Origin of the sequence: Anaerostipes sp. PC18 (assembly GCF_039789045.1) — a bacterium.
GTDB classification, from domain to species: Bacteria; Bacillota; Clostridia; order Lachnospirales; family Lachnospiraceae; genus Anaerostipes; species Anaerostipes hominis.
In genome coordinates this window covers 3,211,905-3,230,443 of record NZ_CP121164.1, presented here as the reverse complement: position 1 = coordinate 3,230,443, position 18,539 = coordinate 3,211,905, and the positions used below count along the sequence as shown (strand labels likewise).

19 protein-coding genes are annotated in these 18,539 nt (G+C 43.1%); 16 read left to right on the top strand and 3 right to left on the bottom strand.

What is annotated here, in order from left to right:
- Positions 1 to 6: 6 nt before the first annotated feature.
- The 3 genes from P8F77_RS17370 to P8F77_RS17360 are packed head-to-tail and all read left to right on the top strand — an operon-like array spanning position 7 to position 2,753.
- A complete protein-coding gene (locus P8F77_RS17370) occupies positions 7 to 1,002 on the top strand; it encodes a PTS glucitol/sorbitol transporter subunit IIB (RefSeq protein ID WP_024729206.1) in 996 nt (331 codons plus the stop codon).
- A gap of 23 nt (positions 1,003 to 1,025) precedes the next feature.
- Positions 1,026 to 1,394 carry a PTS glucitol/sorbitol transporter subunit IIA gene (locus P8F77_RS17365; RefSeq protein ID WP_024729207.1) on the top strand — a complete coding sequence of 123 codons (369 nt, stop codon included), beginning with the start codon at positions 1,026 to 1,028 and terminating at the stop codon, positions 1,392 to 1,394.
- Positions 1,395 to 1,433: 39 nt separating this feature from the next.
- The gene (locus P8F77_RS17360) at positions 1,434 to 2,753 is read left to right on the top strand and encodes an NAD(P)-dependent oxidoreductase (protein WP_095143023.1); all 1,320 of its coding nucleotides are present in this window, start codon (positions 1,434 to 1,436) and stop codon (positions 2,751 to 2,753) included.
- Between the two features lie 50 nt (positions 2,754 to 2,803).
- Here P8F77_RS17360 and P8F77_RS17355 read toward each other — a convergent pair whose 3' ends face one another.
- Positions 2,804 to 3,739 (bottom strand): sugar-binding domain-containing protein, encoded by a 936-nt coding sequence (locus tag P8F77_RS17355; RefSeq protein WP_024729209.1) that lies wholly within the window; start codon positions 3,737 to 3,739, stop codon positions 2,804 to 2,806.
- A gap of 251 nt (positions 3,740 to 3,990) precedes the next feature.
- On the opposite strand from P8F77_RS17355, the gene P8F77_RS17350 reads away from it, so the two are divergent.
- The 9 genes from P8F77_RS17350 to P8F77_RS17310 all read left to right on the top strand — a co-directional run bounded on the left by P8F77_RS17350 (position 3,991) and on the right by P8F77_RS17310 (position 10,911).
- Entirely contained in the window at positions 3,991 to 4,398 is a 408-nt protein-coding gene (locus P8F77_RS17350) for a transcriptional regulator GutM (protein ID WP_024729210.1), read from the top strand.
- Positions 4,399 to 4,556: 158 nt separating this feature from the next.
- Positions 4,557 to 5,078 (top strand): PTS glucitol/sorbitol transporter subunit IIC, encoded by a 522-nt coding sequence (locus tag P8F77_RS17345; RefSeq protein ID WP_024729211.1) that lies wholly within the window; start codon positions 4,557 to 4,559, stop codon positions 5,076 to 5,078.
- Positions 5,079 to 5,096: 18 nt separating this feature from the next.
- Positions 5,097 to 6,089: a PTS glucitol/sorbitol transporter subunit IIB gene (locus tag P8F77_RS17340; protein WP_024729212.1), complete on the top strand. Its 993-nt coding sequence runs from the start codon at positions 5,097 to 5,099 to the stop codon at positions 6,087 to 6,089.
- A gap of 38 nt (positions 6,090 to 6,127) precedes the next feature.
- Positions 6,128 to 6,496: a PTS glucitol/sorbitol transporter subunit IIA gene (locus P8F77_RS17335; protein WP_024729213.1), complete on the top strand. Its 369-nt coding sequence runs from the start codon at positions 6,128 to 6,130 to the stop codon at positions 6,494 to 6,496.
- Between the two features lie 41 nt (positions 6,497 to 6,537).
- Positions 6,538 to 7,857 (top strand): NAD(P)-dependent oxidoreductase, encoded by a 1,320-nt coding sequence (locus P8F77_RS17330; protein ID WP_095142898.1) that lies wholly within the window; start codon positions 6,538 to 6,540, stop codon positions 7,855 to 7,857.
- Positions 7,858 to 7,954: 97 nt separating this feature from the next.
- On the top strand, positions 7,955 to 8,791 hold the full coding sequence (locus P8F77_RS17325; protein WP_024729215.1) for a class II fructose-bisphosphate aldolase: 837 nt from the start codon (positions 7,955 to 7,957) through the stop codon (positions 8,789 to 8,791).
- 29 nt (positions 8,792 to 8,820) lie between these two features.
- The gene (locus P8F77_RS17320) at positions 8,821 to 9,342 is read left to right on the top strand and encodes a YjbQ family protein (protein ID WP_024729216.1); all 522 of its coding nucleotides are present in this window, start codon (positions 8,821 to 8,823) and stop codon (positions 9,340 to 9,342) included.
- Between the two features lie 11 nt (positions 9,343 to 9,353).
- Positions 9,354 to 10,049, top strand: a complete 696-nt coding sequence (locus P8F77_RS17315) for a triose-phosphate isomerase (RefSeq protein WP_330675580.1) — start codon at positions 9,354 to 9,356, stop codon at positions 10,047 to 10,049.
- Between the two features lie 157 nt (positions 10,050 to 10,206).
- Complete coding sequence (locus tag P8F77_RS17310; RefSeq protein ID WP_024729218.1) at positions 10,207 to 10,911, top strand: ComF family protein; 705 nt, start codon at positions 10,207 to 10,209, stop codon at positions 10,909 to 10,911.
- Between the two features lie 246 nt (positions 10,912 to 11,157).
- Here P8F77_RS17310 and P8F77_RS17305 read toward each other — a convergent pair whose 3' ends face one another.
- Both P8F77_RS17305 and P8F77_RS17300 read right to left on the bottom strand, forming a co-directional pair.
- The gene (locus P8F77_RS17305; RefSeq protein WP_024729219.1) at positions 11,158 to 14,529 is read right to left on the bottom strand and encodes a leucine-rich repeat protein; all 3,372 of its coding nucleotides are present in this window, start codon (positions 14,527 to 14,529) and stop codon (positions 11,158 to 11,160) included.
- Between the two features lie 353 nt (positions 14,530 to 14,882).
- A complete protein-coding gene (locus P8F77_RS17300) occupies positions 14,883 to 15,488 on the bottom strand; it encodes a recombinase family protein (protein WP_024729220.1) in 606 nt (201 codons plus the stop codon).
- An 85-nt stretch (positions 15,489 to 15,573) separates the two neighbouring features.
- On the opposite strand from P8F77_RS17300, the gene P8F77_RS17295 reads away from it, so the two are divergent.
- The 4 genes from P8F77_RS17295 (at position 15,574) to P8F77_RS17280 (ending at position 18,528) form a co-directional block, all read left to right on the top strand.
- On the top strand, positions 15,574 to 15,981 hold the full coding sequence (locus P8F77_RS17295; protein ID WP_024729221.1) for a YbhB/YbcL family Raf kinase inhibitor-like protein: 408 nt from the start codon (positions 15,574 to 15,576) through the stop codon (positions 15,979 to 15,981).
- Positions 15,982 to 15,987: 6 nt separating this feature from the next.
- Positions 15,988 to 16,173 (top strand): aromatic acid exporter family protein, encoded by a 186-nt coding sequence (locus P8F77_RS17290; protein WP_235824565.1) that lies wholly within the window; start codon positions 15,988 to 15,990, stop codon positions 16,171 to 16,173.
- A gap of 436 nt (positions 16,174 to 16,609) precedes the next feature.
- Positions 16,610 to 17,662 (top strand): A/G-specific adenine glycosylase, encoded by a 1,053-nt coding sequence (mutY, locus tag P8F77_RS17285; protein WP_024729222.1) that lies wholly within the window; start codon positions 16,610 to 16,612, stop codon positions 17,660 to 17,662.
- 50 nt (positions 17,663 to 17,712) lie between these two features.
- On the top strand, positions 17,713 to 18,528 hold the full coding sequence (locus tag P8F77_RS17280) for a MetQ/NlpA family ABC transporter substrate-binding protein (protein ID WP_024729223.1): 816 nt from the start codon (positions 17,713 to 17,715) through the stop codon (positions 18,526 to 18,528).
- Positions 18,529 to 18,539 lie beyond the last annotated feature (11 nt).

Sequence of the window (18,539 nt, the reverse complement as noted above, 5' to 3'; positions counted from 1 at the left end):
AAGAGTATGTATAAAACAATTACGATTAAAGCCGGAGACGGCGGTTGGGGAGGCCCCCTGACAATTACTGCAACTGAAAAATGCCATAAAATTTTAAGTGTAACCGGCGGAGGAATTCATCCGGTGGCACAGAAAATTGCAGACATGACCGGCGGGGAAGCGTTAGACGGATTTAAGACAACAGCGCCGGACGAGGAAGTGCTGGTAGCGGTAGTAGACTGCGGAGGAACCGCAAGATGCGGCGTTTACCCAAAGAAAGGTATCTTTACCGTCAACCTGATGCCGGTAGGGCAGGCAGGACCGCTTGCACAGTTTATCACACCGGAGATCTACGTATCCGCAGTGACAGAAAAATGTATCGTGGAATCTGACTATAAAGGTGTTACAGAGACAGCCAAACCGGCAGCCGCAGAGGACGGGCCGAAATCCAAAGACCAGGCGAAAGAAGAGATCGCAGCTGCAAACAGCGGCAAGAAAGAAGGAATCATCGTCAAGATCGGAAAAGGCGTTGGAAACGTAGTCAGCAAGTTCTTCCAGGCTGGACGTGAGACCATTGAGATGATCATCAAAAACGTGCTTCCATTTATGGCATTTACGAGTACCCTTCTGGGGATCATCAGTGCCAGCGGACTTGGAAATGTCATCGCAAAGACGATCTCCCCACTGTGCAGTACCTTACCGGGAATGCTGGGAATCTCCTTTGTATGTGCGCTGCCGTTCCTGTCACCGATCCTGGGACCTGGAGCTGTCATCGCGCAGGTAGTAGGAACCCTTTTGGGAGCCCAGTTCGCGCTTGGAAACATCCCAGCCCAGTATGCGCTGCCGGCCCTGTTTGCCATCGATGCGCAGGTAGGAGCTGACTTCGTGCCGGTTGGACTGAGTCTTGGAGAATCAGAGCCGGAGACCATTGAAATGGGTGTTCCAGCTGTGCTGTTCTCAAGGATCGTAACCGGACCTTTGGCCGTATTGATCGCATTCGCATTCAGTATCGGAATGTACTAAAAAACGGAGGTAGAAAGAAACATATGAAATACCAGTCAACCATCACAGGTCTGGGACCGGACGCTTTGGCGTTTCTGGCCGATGATGACATGAACTTTATCATCATTTTTAATGAAGATGCACCGCCTGAACTGGCAGAACTTTCTGTCCTGCATACGAAGGCAGAATTAAGGGCTGTACCGGAAGTGGGCGATACAATGACGATCTGCGGCAAAGAGTTTAAGATCAGCGCCGTGGGCAGCGAAGCTCCCCACACTTTGGCAGAGTTAGGACACTGTACCCTGAGTTTTAAAGGGGGCAGTGAGGCGGAACGACCGGGATGCATCATGCTGGAAGGAAATAAACTCACAGAGGCAGACCTTCGGGCCGGCGGAACGATTGAAATCTGTTAATTAAGAGTTGTTTTAGTTTTATAAAAGGAGATAGACATTATGTTAAACATGGACAAAAAACTGATCAAGAGACAGGAAGATGGACAGATCATTAAAACTGGTATCGTAGGAGCCGGCCAGATGGGACGCGGAATGGTAACCCAGATGGTTTTGATGAACGGTATGATGCCGGCCATCGTATCTGATATCAAAGTTGAAAATGCAGTGAACGCATTTAAATATGCCGGTGTAAAAGAAGACGACATCGCTGTGGCAAAAACTCTCGCAGATGCCAATGCAGCAATGGAAGCAGGAAAATATGTAGCTTGTGAAGATGCAAACTTCGTATCCCAGGCGAACTTAGTAGAGTGTGCCATCGACGCAACTGGAGTGCCGGATGTAGGTGCAAAAGTCGCAACTGACGCAATGAAGAACAAAAAGCATGTGGTTATGCTGAACGTTGAGACCGATGTAGTTATCGGGCCATACTTAAAGAAACTGGCAGCAAAAGAAGGTGTCATCTATACAGGTTCCGCAGGAGATGAGCCGGGAGCTGTTATGGAACTTTACAGCTTCGCAAAAGCCATGGGAATGAACGTAGAAGTCATGGGTAAAGGAAAGAACAACAAACTTGACTATGACTGCAACCCGGATACTGTATTAGAAGAAGCAACCAGAAGAGTCATGAGTCCGAAGATGCTCTGCGCATTCAAAGACGGAACAAAGACCATGGTAGAGATGACAGCCATGTCTAACTACACAGGACTGGTTCCTGATGTCATCGGAGGACACGGACCACAGACTTCTCCAGGAACCGAAGGAATCAAAGAGTTAAATGATATCCTGAAGCTTAAAAAAGACGGCGGAATCTTAAACAAACATGGAGTTGTAGAGTATGTAAACGGAGTTGCGCCCGGAGTATTCGTAACAGTGTCTACACCGAACGAAGAGATCGCATACCAGATGGCATACCACAGCATGGGACCCGGACCGCTCTGGACCTTATACCGTCCATACCACTTATGTAACTTAGAGACACCGCTTACGGTAGCGAAAGCAGTCATCGACGGAGAGGTTACCTGTGTGCCGATCGACGGGCTTGTATCTGAGTGTATCACAAGAGCGAAGATCGACCTGAAAGCAGGCCAGACTATCGACGGAATCGGAGGATTCACAACACACGGATCTATCGCGGAAGCAAAAGAATCTGATGCGAAGGGATACGTACCGTTTGGACTTGTGACAAACAAGGCAGTGATGAAGAGAGATGTGAAGAAGGGTGAACTTTTGACATACGATGATGTGGAATTAGATAAATCTACGCTGATCTACCAGCTGAGAAAAGAGCAGGATGCTATGTACGGAAGAAACGTTCTGTAATCTCTACATAAATAAAAGGAGCCTCACATTAAGGCTCCTTTTACTATCTTTTATACGAGCGCCAAAGCGGTTTCTTCGTCTGTAAAGAAGGAATTGACCAGGTTTAATGACAATGCGGCGTCTATGATCTGTACTTTGTGCAGTCCGTCGGCTACCCCGATGGAAACACGCGCATTTTTGGCAGCTTTAAATATATCTGCCTTAATCAGGTGTTTTGTTGCCTCGGTCTCTACGGTTTCACCTTCTCTGGTGAGAAACTGAAGGGCCACATCACCGATGGCGTGTGCGGCTTTCAGCTCCGCGATCTCCTGATCATTCAAAATGTTGTAGCAGGTGAGAATCGTTGATTCAAAACTTCCCAGACCCATGAGAAGAATATCCGCATGTTCACCTAAATTCAGGATCTGTCTTGTGTGTTCATTGGAGATCAGGGTTTCATATTCCTCTTTGGAAGAACAGAAGGCAGGGATATGAAGCATTTTTGCGGTTCCGCCGATGGTATTTGCCAGCTGGAGAGTGTTATAGGTGGGAAGCGCCTCGAAGGATTCACCGAAGCTCCCGGCCAGAGGGACAGTCTGTACATCCGGAAAGCTGATAGGATGAAGTTCTTTAATGAAACGGGACACGGCATTTCCCCAGCCCACACCAACAATGTCCTTTGGCTTCAGCTGTGAGATGAAGTAATCCGCGGCAGCCTGTGCCACATAATCTCTGTTTTGATCTTTTGTGCTGATGACGCCTGCATAACTTAAGCCATATTTTTCTTTTAATGCTTCCTCAAGCTGGCTGTTTCCGGTTACAGGGGAATTGATTTCTATCTTTACGATGCCAAGGTCTTCTGCCCTGGATAAAAGCTTGGAGACCCAAGGCCTTGATATACTTAATTTTTTTGCAATTTCCTGCTGGGACAGCTTGTTCTTATAATACAGCGTTGCAACCAGAACCATCTTGTCCAGCATATTATCTGCATTTTCTTTCTTTTTCATAGGGTAACCTCCCGATCATGAAATTGTTAAGGCACATATGTAACTATATGATAAGAGGATTATAAGTCATTTATTCAGAGTTTTCAAGGTTTTTGTGAAAAAATATATTTTAGTATTGACGAACATATGTAAAGTAATTATAATGAAGTTAACAAAAGTAATTAACAAGCACATATGTAACTGTCAAGGATGAGACAAAACAAAAGATGAAGGATCCACCACTGAACGTTAAATGAAAGGAGCCAAACTGTATGAATGGTATTTCAGTTTTTTTATTAGTAATTTTCGTATTGTTTGTTGTTCAGGCTGTCGGGGGATATTTTCAGGTGAAGGATTACCGCAGAGCGGTAAGGAGGGTACATAAGCTTGGGAATGTCGGGATCGGCCAGAAGAAAGGAAGGCTGCTTTCAGGAAACATTGTGATGATCGCCTGTGACCAGAACGGAGTGATCACCGGCGGGGAGATCATGGAAGGATTAAGCTTCCTGACAAAGTTCAAACCAATCTCTGAGTTTCTGGGAAAGAAACTCGTCGGAACGAGTATTTATGAGTACCTTGACGAAGTCAGAAACTTTGAGAAAAAGAAACGAAAATATTACAAAGGATATATCAGAGCTTTAGAAGCTTTGGATATGAGATTTCAGGGAAATACCTTGTAATCTGAATCAAGATATATAGAACGGCTGAAGAGGGAGTAAAACTTATGCAAGTTTCTAAGGGCCCGGAAACAATAATCGGTTTTCCTTTTCTTCAAAATTCATCTGCTAGTTTCTTCTATATATAGATCAAATCAATTTAGTAAGAAGGAGGAAAAGATATGGAAATTATATCTAACGCTGCCAACGGATTTATTAAGCTATTCCAGGAGGGCGGCACCACATTTATGGGATGGGTTACCGGAATCATCCCGCTGGTTGTCTGCCTGATGACAGCCGTTAACTCAGTGATCAAGCTGATCGGAGAGGAGAGGGTGGAACGCTTCGCACAGAAGCTGACCAGATTTGCAGTACTTCGCTATACACTGCTTCCGATCATCGCGGTGCTCTTCTTGGGAAACCCGATGTGCTATACCTTCGGACGTTTCGTAGATGAAAAATATAAACCTGCTTATTATGACTCCTGTGTAAGTTTTGTACATCCTGTTACCGGACTTTTTCCACATGCAAACCCCGGCGAACTGTTCGTATACACCGGTATCTCAGCCGGTATCACGAAGCTCGGCCTGTCTATCGGAGGACTTGCCGTGAGATACTTTATCGTCGGTGTGATCGTTATTCTGATCCGCGGATTGCTGACAGAGCAGATCTACTTCAGAATGACCGGAAAAGCAAGCAAGTAACGGAAAGGGGGATCCAGTATGTATAAAACAATTACAATCAAGGCCGGAGACGGCGGATGGGGTGGACCATTAACAATCACCGCAACTGAAAAATGCCACAAGATCTTAAGTGTAACCGGCGGAGGAATCCACCCGGTAGCTCAGAAGATCGCAGATATGACCGGCGGAGAAGCGTTAGACGGATTTAAGACAACGGCGCCGGACGAAGAAGTGCTGGTAGCGGTAGTAGACTGCGGAGGAACCGCAAGATGCGGCGTTTATCCGAAAAAAGGTATCTTTACCGTCAACCTGATGCCGGTAGGGCAGGCAGGACCGCTCGCACAGTTTATCACTCCCGAGATTTACGTCTCTGCAGTAACAGAGAAAAATATCTTTGAATCTGATTATAAAGGAGACGCAGCTTCGACAAAACCGGCTGCAGCAGATGAACCGAAAAGCAAAGACCGGGCGAAAGAAGAGATCGCCGCTGCAAACAGCGGCAAAAAAGAAGGAATCATCGTCAAGATCGGAAAAGGCGTTGGAAACGTAGTCAGCAAGTTTTTCCAGGCCGGCCGTGAGACCATCGAGATGATCATCAAAAACGTGCTTCCATTCATGGCATTTACAAGTACCCTTCTGGGTATCATCAGTGCCAGCGGACTTGGAAATGTCATCGCAAAGACGATCTCCCCACTGTGCAGTACCCTGCCTGGAATGCTTGGTATCTCTTTCGTGTGTGCCCTGCCGTTCTTATCCCCGATTTTGGGGCCTGGAGCCGTTATCGCACAGGTAGTCGGAACTCTTTTGGGAGCACAGTTTGCTCTTGGAAACATCCCGCCGCAGTATGCACTGCCGGCATTGTTTGCTATCGATGCACAGGTTGGTGCCGACTTCGTACCGGTTGGACTGAGTCTCGGAGAATCAGAACCGCAGACCATTGAGATGGGTGTTCCGGCAGTGCTGTTCTCAAGGATCGTAACCGGACCTTTGGCCGTATTGATCGCATTTGCATTCAGTATTGGAATGTATTAAGAAATATAGAACCAAAAATGGAGGGTAGAGACGAACATATGAAATATCAGTCAACCATCACAGGCTTAGGGCCGGACGCATTAGCGTTTCTCTCGGATGCCGATATGAACTTTATCATTATCTTTAATGAAGATGCTCCGCCGGAACTTGCTGAACTGTCAGTTTTACATACAAAGGCGGAACTTACAGAAGAACCTGCGGCAGGAGATACCATGACGATCTGCGGCAAAGATTTTAAGATCAGCGCTGTGGGCAGTGAAGCACCGCATACCTTAAAGGAACTTGGACATTGTACATTAAGCTTTAAGGGCGGAACCGAGGCAGAACGCCCGGGATGCATTATGCTGGAAGGCAATGCACTGCTGCCGGAGGACTTGAAAGCCGGCGGCACAATTGAAATCAGGTAACAATCTAACAATCATACATAGAATTTAAGGAGATTGATGTTATGTTAAACATGGACCAAAAACTTATCAAAAGACAGGAAGATGGACAGATTATTAAAACCGGTATCGTAGGAGCCGGCCAGATGGGACGCGGAATGGTAACCCAGATGGTTTTGATGAACGGTATGATGCCGGCCATCGTTTCCGACATTAAAGTAGAAAACGCAGTCAATGCATTCAAATATGCAGGTGTAAAAGATGATGATATTGCAGTGGCAAAAACTCTTGCTGATGCAAACGCAGCTATGGAAGCAGGGAAATATGTAGCTTGTGAAGATGCAAACTTCGTATCCCAGGCGAACTTAGTAGAGTGTGCCATCGACGCAACTGGAGTGCCGGATGTAGGTGCAAAAGTCGCAACTGACGCAATGAAGAACAAAAAGCATGTGGTTATGCTGAACGTTGAGACTGACGTAGTCATCGGACCTTACTTAAAGAAGATGGCAGAAAAAGAAGGGGTTATCTATACAGGTTCCGCAGGAGATGAGCCGGGAGCTGTCATGGAACTTTACAGCTTTGCGAAAGCCATGGGAATGAATGTAGAAGTCATGGGTAAAGGAAAGAACAATAAACTGGACTATGACTGTAACCCGGATACCGTATTAGAAGAAGCAACCAGAAGAGTCATGAGCCCCAAGATGCTCTGCGCATTCAAAGACGGAACAAAGACGATGGTAGAGATGACCGCAATGTCCAACTACACAGGACTGGTACCGGATGTGATCGGAGGACACGGACCACAGACTTCTCCGGGAACCGAAGGCATCAAAGAGTTAAATGATATCCTGAAGCTTAAAAAAGACGGCGGAATCTTAAACAAACATGGAGTTGTAGAGTATGTAAACGGAGTTGCTCCTGGAGTGTTCGTAACCGTATCCACACCGAACGAAGAGATCGCATACCAGATGGCATACCACAGCATGGGACCTGGACCGCTCTGGACCTTATACCGTCCATACCACTTATGTAACTTAGAGACACCGCTTACGGTAGCGAAAGCAGTTATCGACGGAGAAGTGACCTGTGTACCGATCGACGGATTAGTATCAGAGTGTATCACAAGAGCGAAGATCGACCTGAAAGCAGGCCAGACTATCGACGGAATCGGAGGATTCACAACACACGGATCTATCGCGGAAGCAAAAGAATCTGATGCGAAGGGATACGTACCGTTTGGACTTGTGACAAACAAGGCAGTGATGAAGAGAGATGTGAAGAAGGGTGAACTTTTGACATACGATGATGTGGAATTAGATAAGTCTACGCTGATCTACCAGCTGAGAAAAGAGCAGGACGCAATGTACGGAAGAAACGTTTTATAGTTTAACAGCTAGGAACAGAAAGAAGATGTCCCGGAGGTCTGTGTTCGTTTGACGGACCTGACCTTTGAGACATTCTCAATTAAGGAGGAAAGAGAAGATGCTTGTAACTTCAAAGGAACTGTTTAAAAAAGCGCAGGAAGGGAAATTCGCGATCCCTGCACCAAACTTTATTGATCTTGAGTCTCTCCGCTGGCATGTGGAAACAGCCGAAAGACATAATCTCCCGCTGATCCTTGCACTGGCTGAGGCACATATCGGAGAAAACATTACATTAGAAGACGCTGCTTTGGTAGGAAAGAAATATGCCGAGGAAGCAAAAGTACCGGTTGTACTTCATCTTGATCACGGAACTACACCGGAAGTGATCAAAAAGGCAATCGATCTTGGATTTTCATCTGTCATGATTGACGCTTCACAGGATACTTTTGAAGAAAATGTAAGAAAAACTAAGGAAATCATTGACTATGCACATCCAAAAGGAGTGGTAGTTGAAGCAGAGATTGGTCATGTAGGAGCCGGTGAAAACTATGAGAACCATGAGACATCAGATTCTCAGTATACAACGGTAGAAGAGGCAAAGAAGTTTGCCGAGGAGACAGGCGTGGATTCACTTGCAATCTCCATCGGTACAGCACATGGAATGTACAAAGGCATTCCGGAAATTAATTTTGACAGACTGAAAGAAATCGCCGCGGCTGTTGACACTCCGCTTGTCCTTCACGGAGGATCTTCTTCAGGAGATGAAAACTTAAACCGCTGTGCAACAAATGGAATTACGAAAATCAATATCTTCTCTGACCTGTTAGTGGCGGCAAAAGAGGAGATTGACAATAATAAACCGGAAACGTATCTGGATGTAAAGGCATTGTCAAAACAGGGAATGCAGAAATGTCTGGAACACTATTATGCAGTATTTGAAACAAGGGAAGCTTAATTTCCAAGCTGTAAGGAGGAAAATCAATTATGACCGTATATAAAGAACAAATCAGCCTGAACTCTCATGGCACGACACCGACTTACCTGGATATCACCCCTCAGGTAAAGGAAGCAATCAAAAACAGCGGGATCAAGAGCGGAACCTGCACCGTCATCTCACCTCATACAACCTGTTCTGTTTTCTTTGAAGAATTTGTACACGATTACAATGAGGCAGGAGATGAGTTCCTTCAGGAAGACTTAAACAATGTACTTGAAAAGATTATTCCGAACCAGGATTCTAAAGAGCTCTACATTTATCCGGGAGAAAAACATTATGAGGCCGTGGAGGCATGGCCGAACGCTGCAGAATATCTTCCGGACGGGGACAGAAAAGCCCTCTGGAACTGTGATGCTCATCTGAAGGCTACTATGCTCGGCTCCAGCCAGGTATTTGACGTAGAAGACGGAAAATTAGGCGTCGGTTCCACCGGATATGTTTACTTTGTAGACTTTGACCGCACACGTGCCCGCACAAGAAAATGCAAGATCATTGTAATGGGTGAATAAGAAGGGATGGCATGAGCATGAAGAAAGAATTGAGAGTACCATTTTTAATTGTCAATCCGAAAGCATATATTTATGGAGAAGAATCCTTAGAGCTTGCAAAAGTCTGTGACCAGCTTGCTGAGGAATATGACATTGATATTATTTTTACAGGACAGCATGTGGACTTAAAACAGATCGCACAGGAGACGAAGAACCTGATCGTTACAACACAGCATATGGACGGATTAGTTCCGGGAAGAGGAATGGGATTCATCCTTCCGGATGCGCTGAAAGCAGCCGGAGTGGACGGTGTGATCTTAAACCACGCAGAGCATCCGCTTTCTATGTGTGACCTGGATAAGACCATCAAACGTGCAAATGAACTGGATATGATCACGATTGTGTGCTCAGATTCAGTGGAACAGACAAGGGCGGTTGCAGAGCTTGGACCTGATGTTATGATCTGTGAACCTACCAGCCTGATCGGAACAGGAAGCACAAGTGATGACGCATACATAGAAGCTACAAATGAAGCAGTGAAGTCAGTAAATCCTGATATCAAGATCATTCAGGCTGCCGGAGTCAGCACAGGGGATGACGTATACAGAGTCGTAGTGGGTGGAGCTCACGGAAGCGGCGGAACAAGCGGAATCCTGAATGCTCCTAGCAGAAAAGGAAAGATTGAAGAAATGCTTCAGGCGCTTGTAAAGGCGAAAAAAGAAATCTAAGAATCAAATATAATACCATCATGAATAAATCCTCAGAAAAGTTCCGTATCCTGAAAAGATACGGGACTTTTTTGAGCATGCAAGGAATTGTTTTTTTATAAGATTTGCGGTATGATCCATATATAAGGAATCGTCCTGCTTTCGGAAAGGATTTTTTATGTTATCTTTATTCCTGTCTTGCTTATTTCCGAGGCGCTGCCCGATCTGTCAACATATCTTAAAAAACCAGCAAAGTCTTATTTGTCCAAAATGCTGTCAGAGAGTCGTCTTTGTGCAGGAGCCGGCCTGTTTTTGCTGTGGAAAACCGCTTGAAAAAGACGAAACGGAATACTGCAGTGACTGCAGAAAGCATCCGAAGACATTTCAAAAAGGGATGGCACTGTGCGTATACAATGATGAAGTGAGGGATTCCCTTGCGGCGATCAAATATCAAAATCATAAGGAGTATGCAGACTTTTATATTATGGAAATAAAAAAGAGGAAATTAAAGCGGCTGAGAGATTTGGGAATTGATCTGATACTGCCTGTTCCGCTCCACAAGAGAAAAAAGAGACAGCGGGGATTTAACCAGGCGATGCTGTTTGCAGAAGGCATTGGAGAAATGCTCCATGTACCGGTCAGGGACTGCGTGCTGTTTAGAACCAAATATACAAAGCCTCTGAAGTCGTTAAATCCAAGGGAGCGTCTGGTATCTATGGAACACAGTTTCTGGGCTTCGGATGAGGTGAAAGGAAAGAGAATCCTCTTGGTAGATGATATTTATACCACAGGGGCCACTGCGGAAAGCTGTACGAGAGCTTTGAAAGCGGCAGGTGCAGAAAATGTGTGGGTGTTTTGTGTGGCAATCGGATATGGAATATAAAGGGCTAAAGCAGACGATATAAATCCTGATTGGATTCTATGATCCAGTCTATGTGAGCCACGCAGATTGCTATTTTTAATATCCTTATAGATACTATATATTTAAGTAGTTTTATGATTTAAAAATCACTCATTTTACCACAATGGACTTTCACTATAGAATACGGGCATGTCCGTCATACTGAAATAAAGCTCGTACAAAACATATAGTCTGTACGAGCCGATTAAAGCCCTCCCACAACGGTTATCAGCTTTTACGTGATTTCCTTACCGCAAATGAGCCAGCAAGCAGACCAAGAGAAACTATCATCAGCGCAAGCCATGCCGTTATATTGGCGGTATCGCCAGTCTCAGGGTTGTCAGATGCTGTCAGCTTATCCGTATTTGCTGGTTTCTTATCTGTATCAGTGCCAGTTGGCTTCTTGTTGGTGTCCGTTGCTGGCTTTTGTGTTTCTTTTTCCTTGATGGTAACAGTAATCGCCTTTGTGACGGAAGCTCCCTGACTATCTGTTGCCTTGTAAATTACTTTGTATGTTCCAGCTTTTGAAGTATCTACGTTATTGCTAATAACCTCAATGCTCTTTGTAATATCTCCGTCCTCTTTGTCTGTAGCCGTAACGTTCGCCTTTGCGTCGAATTTATCACCAATGGTTAAAACTACATCATTTGCTTTGATGGTAGGAATGCCATTCCATTTTGCATATAAAGTAATATCTTGCGTAATCGGTGTCTTAAAATCAAATACCTTTGTACATTCTTTATTCGTATACCACCCAACAAAGCGATAACCTTCTCGAGTTGTTTCAGGTTCACTAATTTCCTTGTTGTATTCAGCATTTGTTTCGTTTACTTTAGAACCGCCATTTGTATCAAAGATTACCTGATGAATCGGGCATACTATACTTTCCCCATTAACAACCTCATAATGATCGTTATCATCTGGTGTAAATGTCCATTTATAGGCAGTTCCAGCCTGTACCGTTTGAGTTCCATTTTCCCACGTAAATGTTCCAGTGACTGTTTTTCCAATCTTATTTTTCATTGTTCCACTGAGTTGAACATCTGACAATGTCTTTCCACTTTCAATGAAATTAAATGTAGGATATCCTTTTGGACTACCCTTAATAATTCTATAACGACGTGATACATAACAATAAGTCTTTGTATAGTTATTATATCCATTCACAACGAATGAGTAGACACCTAATTCTTTTGGAGCGATTGCTTTTAAAGCATCTGTAGTCAGTTCCGTATTTTTAACTTTAGTTAAGTGTGTACCACTAAAGGCTGTTCCCTCCTCAACTGCATGAAAATGAGCAGTAAATTGTGTGATCGTGTTAGTAGTGGTTTCACCCTTGGTATATAAGGTAGTTAAATCTCTCGTAGTAGGAACAATGCCTTCACCAGTATATTCATACTCTTGACGCTCATCAAAGGTGTCTAATGGGTTCTCATCTCCCTCAAGATACATATCTACCTCAACCATACCCTTTTCATAACAAGTGACATATAATATAATTGTATCTTCTGGTTTCCAATTCGTACCAACAGTAGTGAAACGATAGTTTGGATTCTTTAGTTGCATTTTTACACGAATACTATGAGGATTCCCCTTTTCATCAACAGTTGGATGAGTTGGTAAAGTATCAGTAGTAATTTGGTTATCACTAACATCATTTACATAGGTATATTCCACATCGCCGTCTGCTCCCATACCAGGTTTAAGTGTAATCTTTGACTTAGAAGTATCTGCTTCATAAGTACCAGATTCTCCATGTTTCTCTTTTACCGGATAGAATCCTAAAATATCACTAATCTTAGGTGCTGTCCCATCTTCATTTAATGAATATACAATATATGGCCGACCGTCTTCTGTTTCATCTGGTGAACCATAGATAATTCTCATAGGAGTTACTTCTATATTGACCGTTAGGGTTCCAGTACTGCCATGGTCATCTGTAGCAGTGGCAGTGATGGTAGTTTTACCAACCTTATTTGCCTTTAGCTTTTTACCCTCAATAGAGACAATGGTTCTATCGCTGGATTCCCAGTTGGAAAGAGTGACATCAGCAATGGTCGGAAGCGCCTTAGTAGAGCCATACTCCATGGAAACATCATCCGTTTTCAGTTCGATCCACTTGGCGTAGTAGGTTTCGCCTGTTGTTGGCATGGTAACTTTATCGCCCCAATCGTTGTTTGTGCCGTCTTTGGTGTACCAGCCCTTAAAGATGCTACCCGATTTAGAAGGGACGGCCAGCTTTCCTTGTTCAAATACTGTATCGTCAGCAAAAGTACCGCCATTGGTAACCGCAAGAGCAGTTTTAGTTGTATCAAAGCCATTTGATGTCGAATCTAAATTACCAGAATTCTGTAGCATTAATGCAATTAAAGATTTATTGCCCAAATAAATCACGCTGTTCGACGACATTCCTTTAAATATCTGATTATTGGCATTTATTCCTTGAGGAATATTCTTTACTGACGACGGGATGTAGGCAGCTACCAGTGAAGAAGCTCCGTAAAACGCTTTAGAACCGAATGTAGTGAGTTGATTGGGCAGTATCACTTTTTCTAAACTTGAACATCCTTCAAATGCTGAGTTCTCAATTTGAATAACAGAATCAGGAATAAAAAGAGAAGACAGTTTCGAACAGTTTTTAAATGTATCTTTGTTTATTTTTATAAAGTTTGAATTATCAGGAAGCGCAATCTTTGTAAGGTCGCTGCAGTTCATAAAAGCCTGAGCTCCTATCGTTGTTATCGTATTTGGCAACTGTATTTCTTTTAACGACTTACACTCCTGAAATGCTGAAGTCCCGATTTCAGTAATAGCTCCCTTGAAAACTATCTCCTCAATATTTGTTTTGCCAAAGGCATAGGTGGGAATCGAAGTAACCCTACTCGGAACAGAAAGACTTCCTGACAAAGAACTATTATAAAAAGCTTGTTCTTCAATAGTTTCTAAATTTTCAGGAAGATTAATTGAAGCAATAGCAGAGCCATAAAAAGAATCCTTACCTATCCTAAGAAGTGAAGAAGGCAAACTTACTAGTTTCAGATTTTTATAGTTTTTGAAAGACTTCGCTCCTACAGATGTAACTCCACTTTCAATTACAACTTTTTCAATTTGGTTAGAATAGGCATCCCACTCTGGTGCACCGCTGTTGATATTATTAGGATATCCAGTATACGCATCTCCCATAGGACCAGAACCAGAAATAATAAGAGTATACATGTTTTCGCTTGAAGTAGATGAGTCAAGTCTCCACGTCACAGTATTCGTATATCCATTTATAGAATATGGTCCACAATTTCCGCGTATAGTATCATTGGACTGTGGTGTAATCTCTGCTTCTGGTTCAGTTTCCGCAATACTACGGTTCATTATTTCAGAACTGCTCTCTGTTTTTGTGTTCACATCATCTTCGCCCGTTGTGTCTGTATTTTTGGTATCGTCCGTTGTTGCACCAGTCGTATCATCTGTCGTAGAGTCAGCTACATTTTCCTGCGCTATGGTATCATCATTTTCCTGTGCGAAAGCAAGATTAGACTGTACACCAAATAACATACATAAGACAAGCACACAGGCAAGTATGCTTTTTAATTTTTTTAGCTTCATCTTATTTATCTCCTTTTTTATTTTTCATATTTGTGGAGGTCTTGAACCAGACAGGGCAAATCCTGCATCTCCATGAGCCGTTGTTTCTCTGGTTCGCTCTCCCGATTTCTCATTATGAAAAATCTTCGTTTTGCCGTTATCTCGTTTTCCCCCCTCCCCTCAATGTAGATTTATGATATTCACATCAGGATAAATGGATTGAATGATTTGAAGTACACACGGCACAAAAAGCAGACTTTTTGTGCCGTGTGTGTTATCATTTAGTACAGGATAATTTTGGATAAAAATAGCGGTTTTAAACTTAAATCAGTACAAAAAAACAAAGTTTAGAAGTGGTGTAGAAAGTCTACTTTTTATGCCTTTTGTTGTTGGTAACGGGCTATCCACCTCGCAAACGTAGTGTGATGAGTGTTTAGTCGTCGTCCACCCTCACGCATACTGATTTCCCCAGTTTCCCACAGTTGATAAATTTCTTCAAATTGCTCTGGGAAATCATGCTTTGGTCGTCCAAATTGTACGCCTTTTTCCTTTGCGATACGTATTCCTTCCGCTTGCCTTTGCTTCGTATTCTCTCTTTCTATCTGGGCGACATAGGAAAGTATCTGCAATACCAAATCTGCTATGAATTTTCCTGTAACGCCATTCACTTGATTTCTGGTATCAAGCAGAGGGAAATCCAATACAATCAGTTCAATGTCTTTTACTCTTGTTAGATAACGCCATTGCTCCAGTATTTCATCATAATCACGTCCCAGACGGTCTATGGACTTAATATAAAGCTCGTCGCCTGCTTTCAGTTTCCTCACCAGCCTTTGATAATTCTTGCGTATAAAATCCTTTCCTGATTGTTTATCAATATACATCTGCTTCTTTGTCAGTCCAATTTCCTGCATGGCTTCCACCTGCCTTGCGATATTCTGGTCTTTGCTTGAAACTCGGATATATGCGTATTTCGCCATAATAAATTCCTCCTTTGTTATTATCCACAAAGGAGATTATAATCAAGGTAGTAGGATAAAAGATGAATAAATAGCAGGGGAGAGCGTGCAGACTTACAAAAAATGCACGCTGTTAAAAATCTATCCTACAATCTTCCAGTTACTATCCTTAGATAAAGACGCATATCCAGTTACAGGCTTTATCTGGGTACATTGGATTGGTGCAAATTTGACAAGGCATGAATTGAAAGAAAATGAAAGTCAAACGGCAGTTGACTTTATTCAAAGTGCAAATAGTTGGATAAGTGTACAGGGAAATCAACAATCAATAGAGTTATCAAGTTGTTATGGTGGTATGACACCACCTGATAAGTCACATACATATGAGTTGCATATTTATGCGTTAGATAAAATCCTTGATTTGAAGAACGGTTTCTTTCTCAATGAGCTGTATGAAAGTATGGAAGGACACATACTAGATGAAGCAATTCTAAAAGGAATATATGAAAAGTAAAATATTATGATTGGATTAAGAGCTATCAAAACAGTAATTTCTGTATTCCTGTGTTTTGTGATAGACGGTTTAAGGGGGGATAGTGTTTCATTTTATGCTGTCATTGCTTCAATATTATGTATGCAATCAGATATGGAAAGTACCCTTATTGTAGCCAAAATCGAGAAATCGCTACAATTATCGGAGGAATAGAGGGAATGTGCTTTTTGATAGTAGAAAGAATGTTCAGACCTATAAGTTCCGAAATTATAAGAGAATTAATTTTGTCTATTACCCTTATGCCAATTATCTATTTATCAGTGGTCTTAAAGCAACAGAAAGGAACTTTTTTAATGTGTGTCGTATTTTTGTGTGTTACAGTAACTCACAATACCGATACAAGTCCCCTAGCATTTGCTATAAATAGAATTGTTGATACATCACTTGGGATAAGTGTTTTTCTATACGGTAAAATGTTTGAAAATATAATAATTATGCGGATAATCGAAAATAAGATATAAAATTTCATTTAATACAATTTAATGTTTTGAAACCTTTCCATAAATCTCAAGGTAGAAATCTGCCTGGTTCCCTGATATAATAAAACGTCAGGATTGCTGACCATTTTATTGCTAGAAGGGACTTTGTAATGGAATTGACAAAAGAAATCGGAGAAGCACTGCTTTTCTGGTATGACCATAATGCAAGAATCCTGCCCTGGCGGGCGGACAAGAATCCATACCGCATCTGGGTTTCTGAGATTATGCTCCAGCAGACCAGAGTGGAGGCAGTGAAGCCCTATTTTGACCACTTTATGGAGGAACTGCCGGAGGTAAAGGATCTGGCAGAAGTGGATGAAGAAAAACTTATGAAACTGTGGGAGGGGCTGGGCTATTATAACCGGGCCAGAAACTTAAAAACCGCGGCTCAAACCATCGTAAAACAGTATGATGGAAAACTTCCGGATGACTATGATAAACTGCTTTCGTTAAAAGGGATCGGTATGTACACGGCGGGAGCCATCGCCTCTATCGCTTATGACATCAGAGTTCCGGCCGTTGACGGAAATGTGCTGCGTGTTATGGCAAGGCTGCTGGGAGATGATTCCGATATCCTGAAAGAAAAAACGAAAAAAGAGATGGCAGAGAAAGTCATGGAGATCATGCCGGATCAAAGGGCCGGAGATTTTAATCAGGCGCTGATCGAACTGGGGGCCATTGTCTGTGTGCCTAACGGAGAGCCGAAATGTTGTGACTGTCCATGGGACACAGTTTGTACCGCATACAGAGAGGATCTGATCGACAAGCTGCCGGTGAAGAAGCCGAAAAAGAAACGGATGATAGAAAAGAGGACCGTGTTCGTCATCGAGACGGACGGCATGGTAGCTCTTCATAAAAGAGAAGAGAAAGGTCTTTTGGCGGGACTGTGGGAATTTCCCAATATACTCGGGAAGTGCAGTCAGGATCTGGTGAAAGAAACATTGGACGGCTGGGGCATGACTGACTGTGCTTATGAATTTACGCATGAGGGGAAACATATTTTCAGCCACATTGAATGGCAGATGAGAGGAGTTTTGGTTTCTCTGAAAGAACCGGTGGAGTCAGAGGAACTTACATGGGTCAGCAAGAAGGATTTAGAAGAGGAATATGCCATTCCATCGGCATTTGAAATGTTTAGGGAGTCTTTACAATCTGCCTATTAAAGGGTACAATTACAGAAGCTATATATTATTTTAAAGTAAGGAGAGCAGCAATGAAAAAATTAATAGCAGTTGCGCTGTCTGCAGTTGTCTGTTTTGGAGTGCTGGCCGGGTGCGGCAGCTCCAAAAATGAGGACAAGACAATCGTAGTCGGTGCGAGTCCATCACCACACGCAGACATCTTGAAGGTTGCAGCAAAGGAACTGGAAAAGGACGGCTACAAGCTGGAGATCAAAGAGTATTCAGACTATGTACAGCCGAATAACGCATTGGGATCAGGAGATCTTGACGCCAACTACTTCCAGCACATCACCTATCTGAAGAATTTTGCAAAGGAACACAAGCTGGATTTGGTTTCCGCTGGAATGATCCACTATGAACCGTTCGGTATTTTCCCGGGGAAAGCAAAATCACTGAAAGATGTGAAAAAGGGTGCAGTGATCGCAGTTCCTAATGATACTACAAATGAGGCAAGAGCATTATTACTTTTGGAAGCACAGGGTCTGATCAAGCTCAAAGACGGAGCAGCCCTTACGGCAACCAAAAAAGATATTGTGAAAAATCCGAAAAATATTGAGATCAAAGAACTGGAAGCAGCACAGCTGCCGCGTTCTTTAAAGGATGTGGATTTTGCAGTCATCAACGGAAACTATGCTTTACAGGCCGGTATGACAGTAAATAAGGATGCCTTGGCAGTGGAAGACGAAGAGTCTGTGGGCGGAGCAAAGACCTACGGAAATGTCGTTGCAGTGAAGAAAGGCAATGAAGACAAAGACTCTATCAAGGCTCTGATCAAAGCACTAAAGAGCGACGCAGTAAAGAAGTATATGGAGAAAGAATACAAAGGTGCAGTCGTACCATTGTTCTAGAACCATTGCGA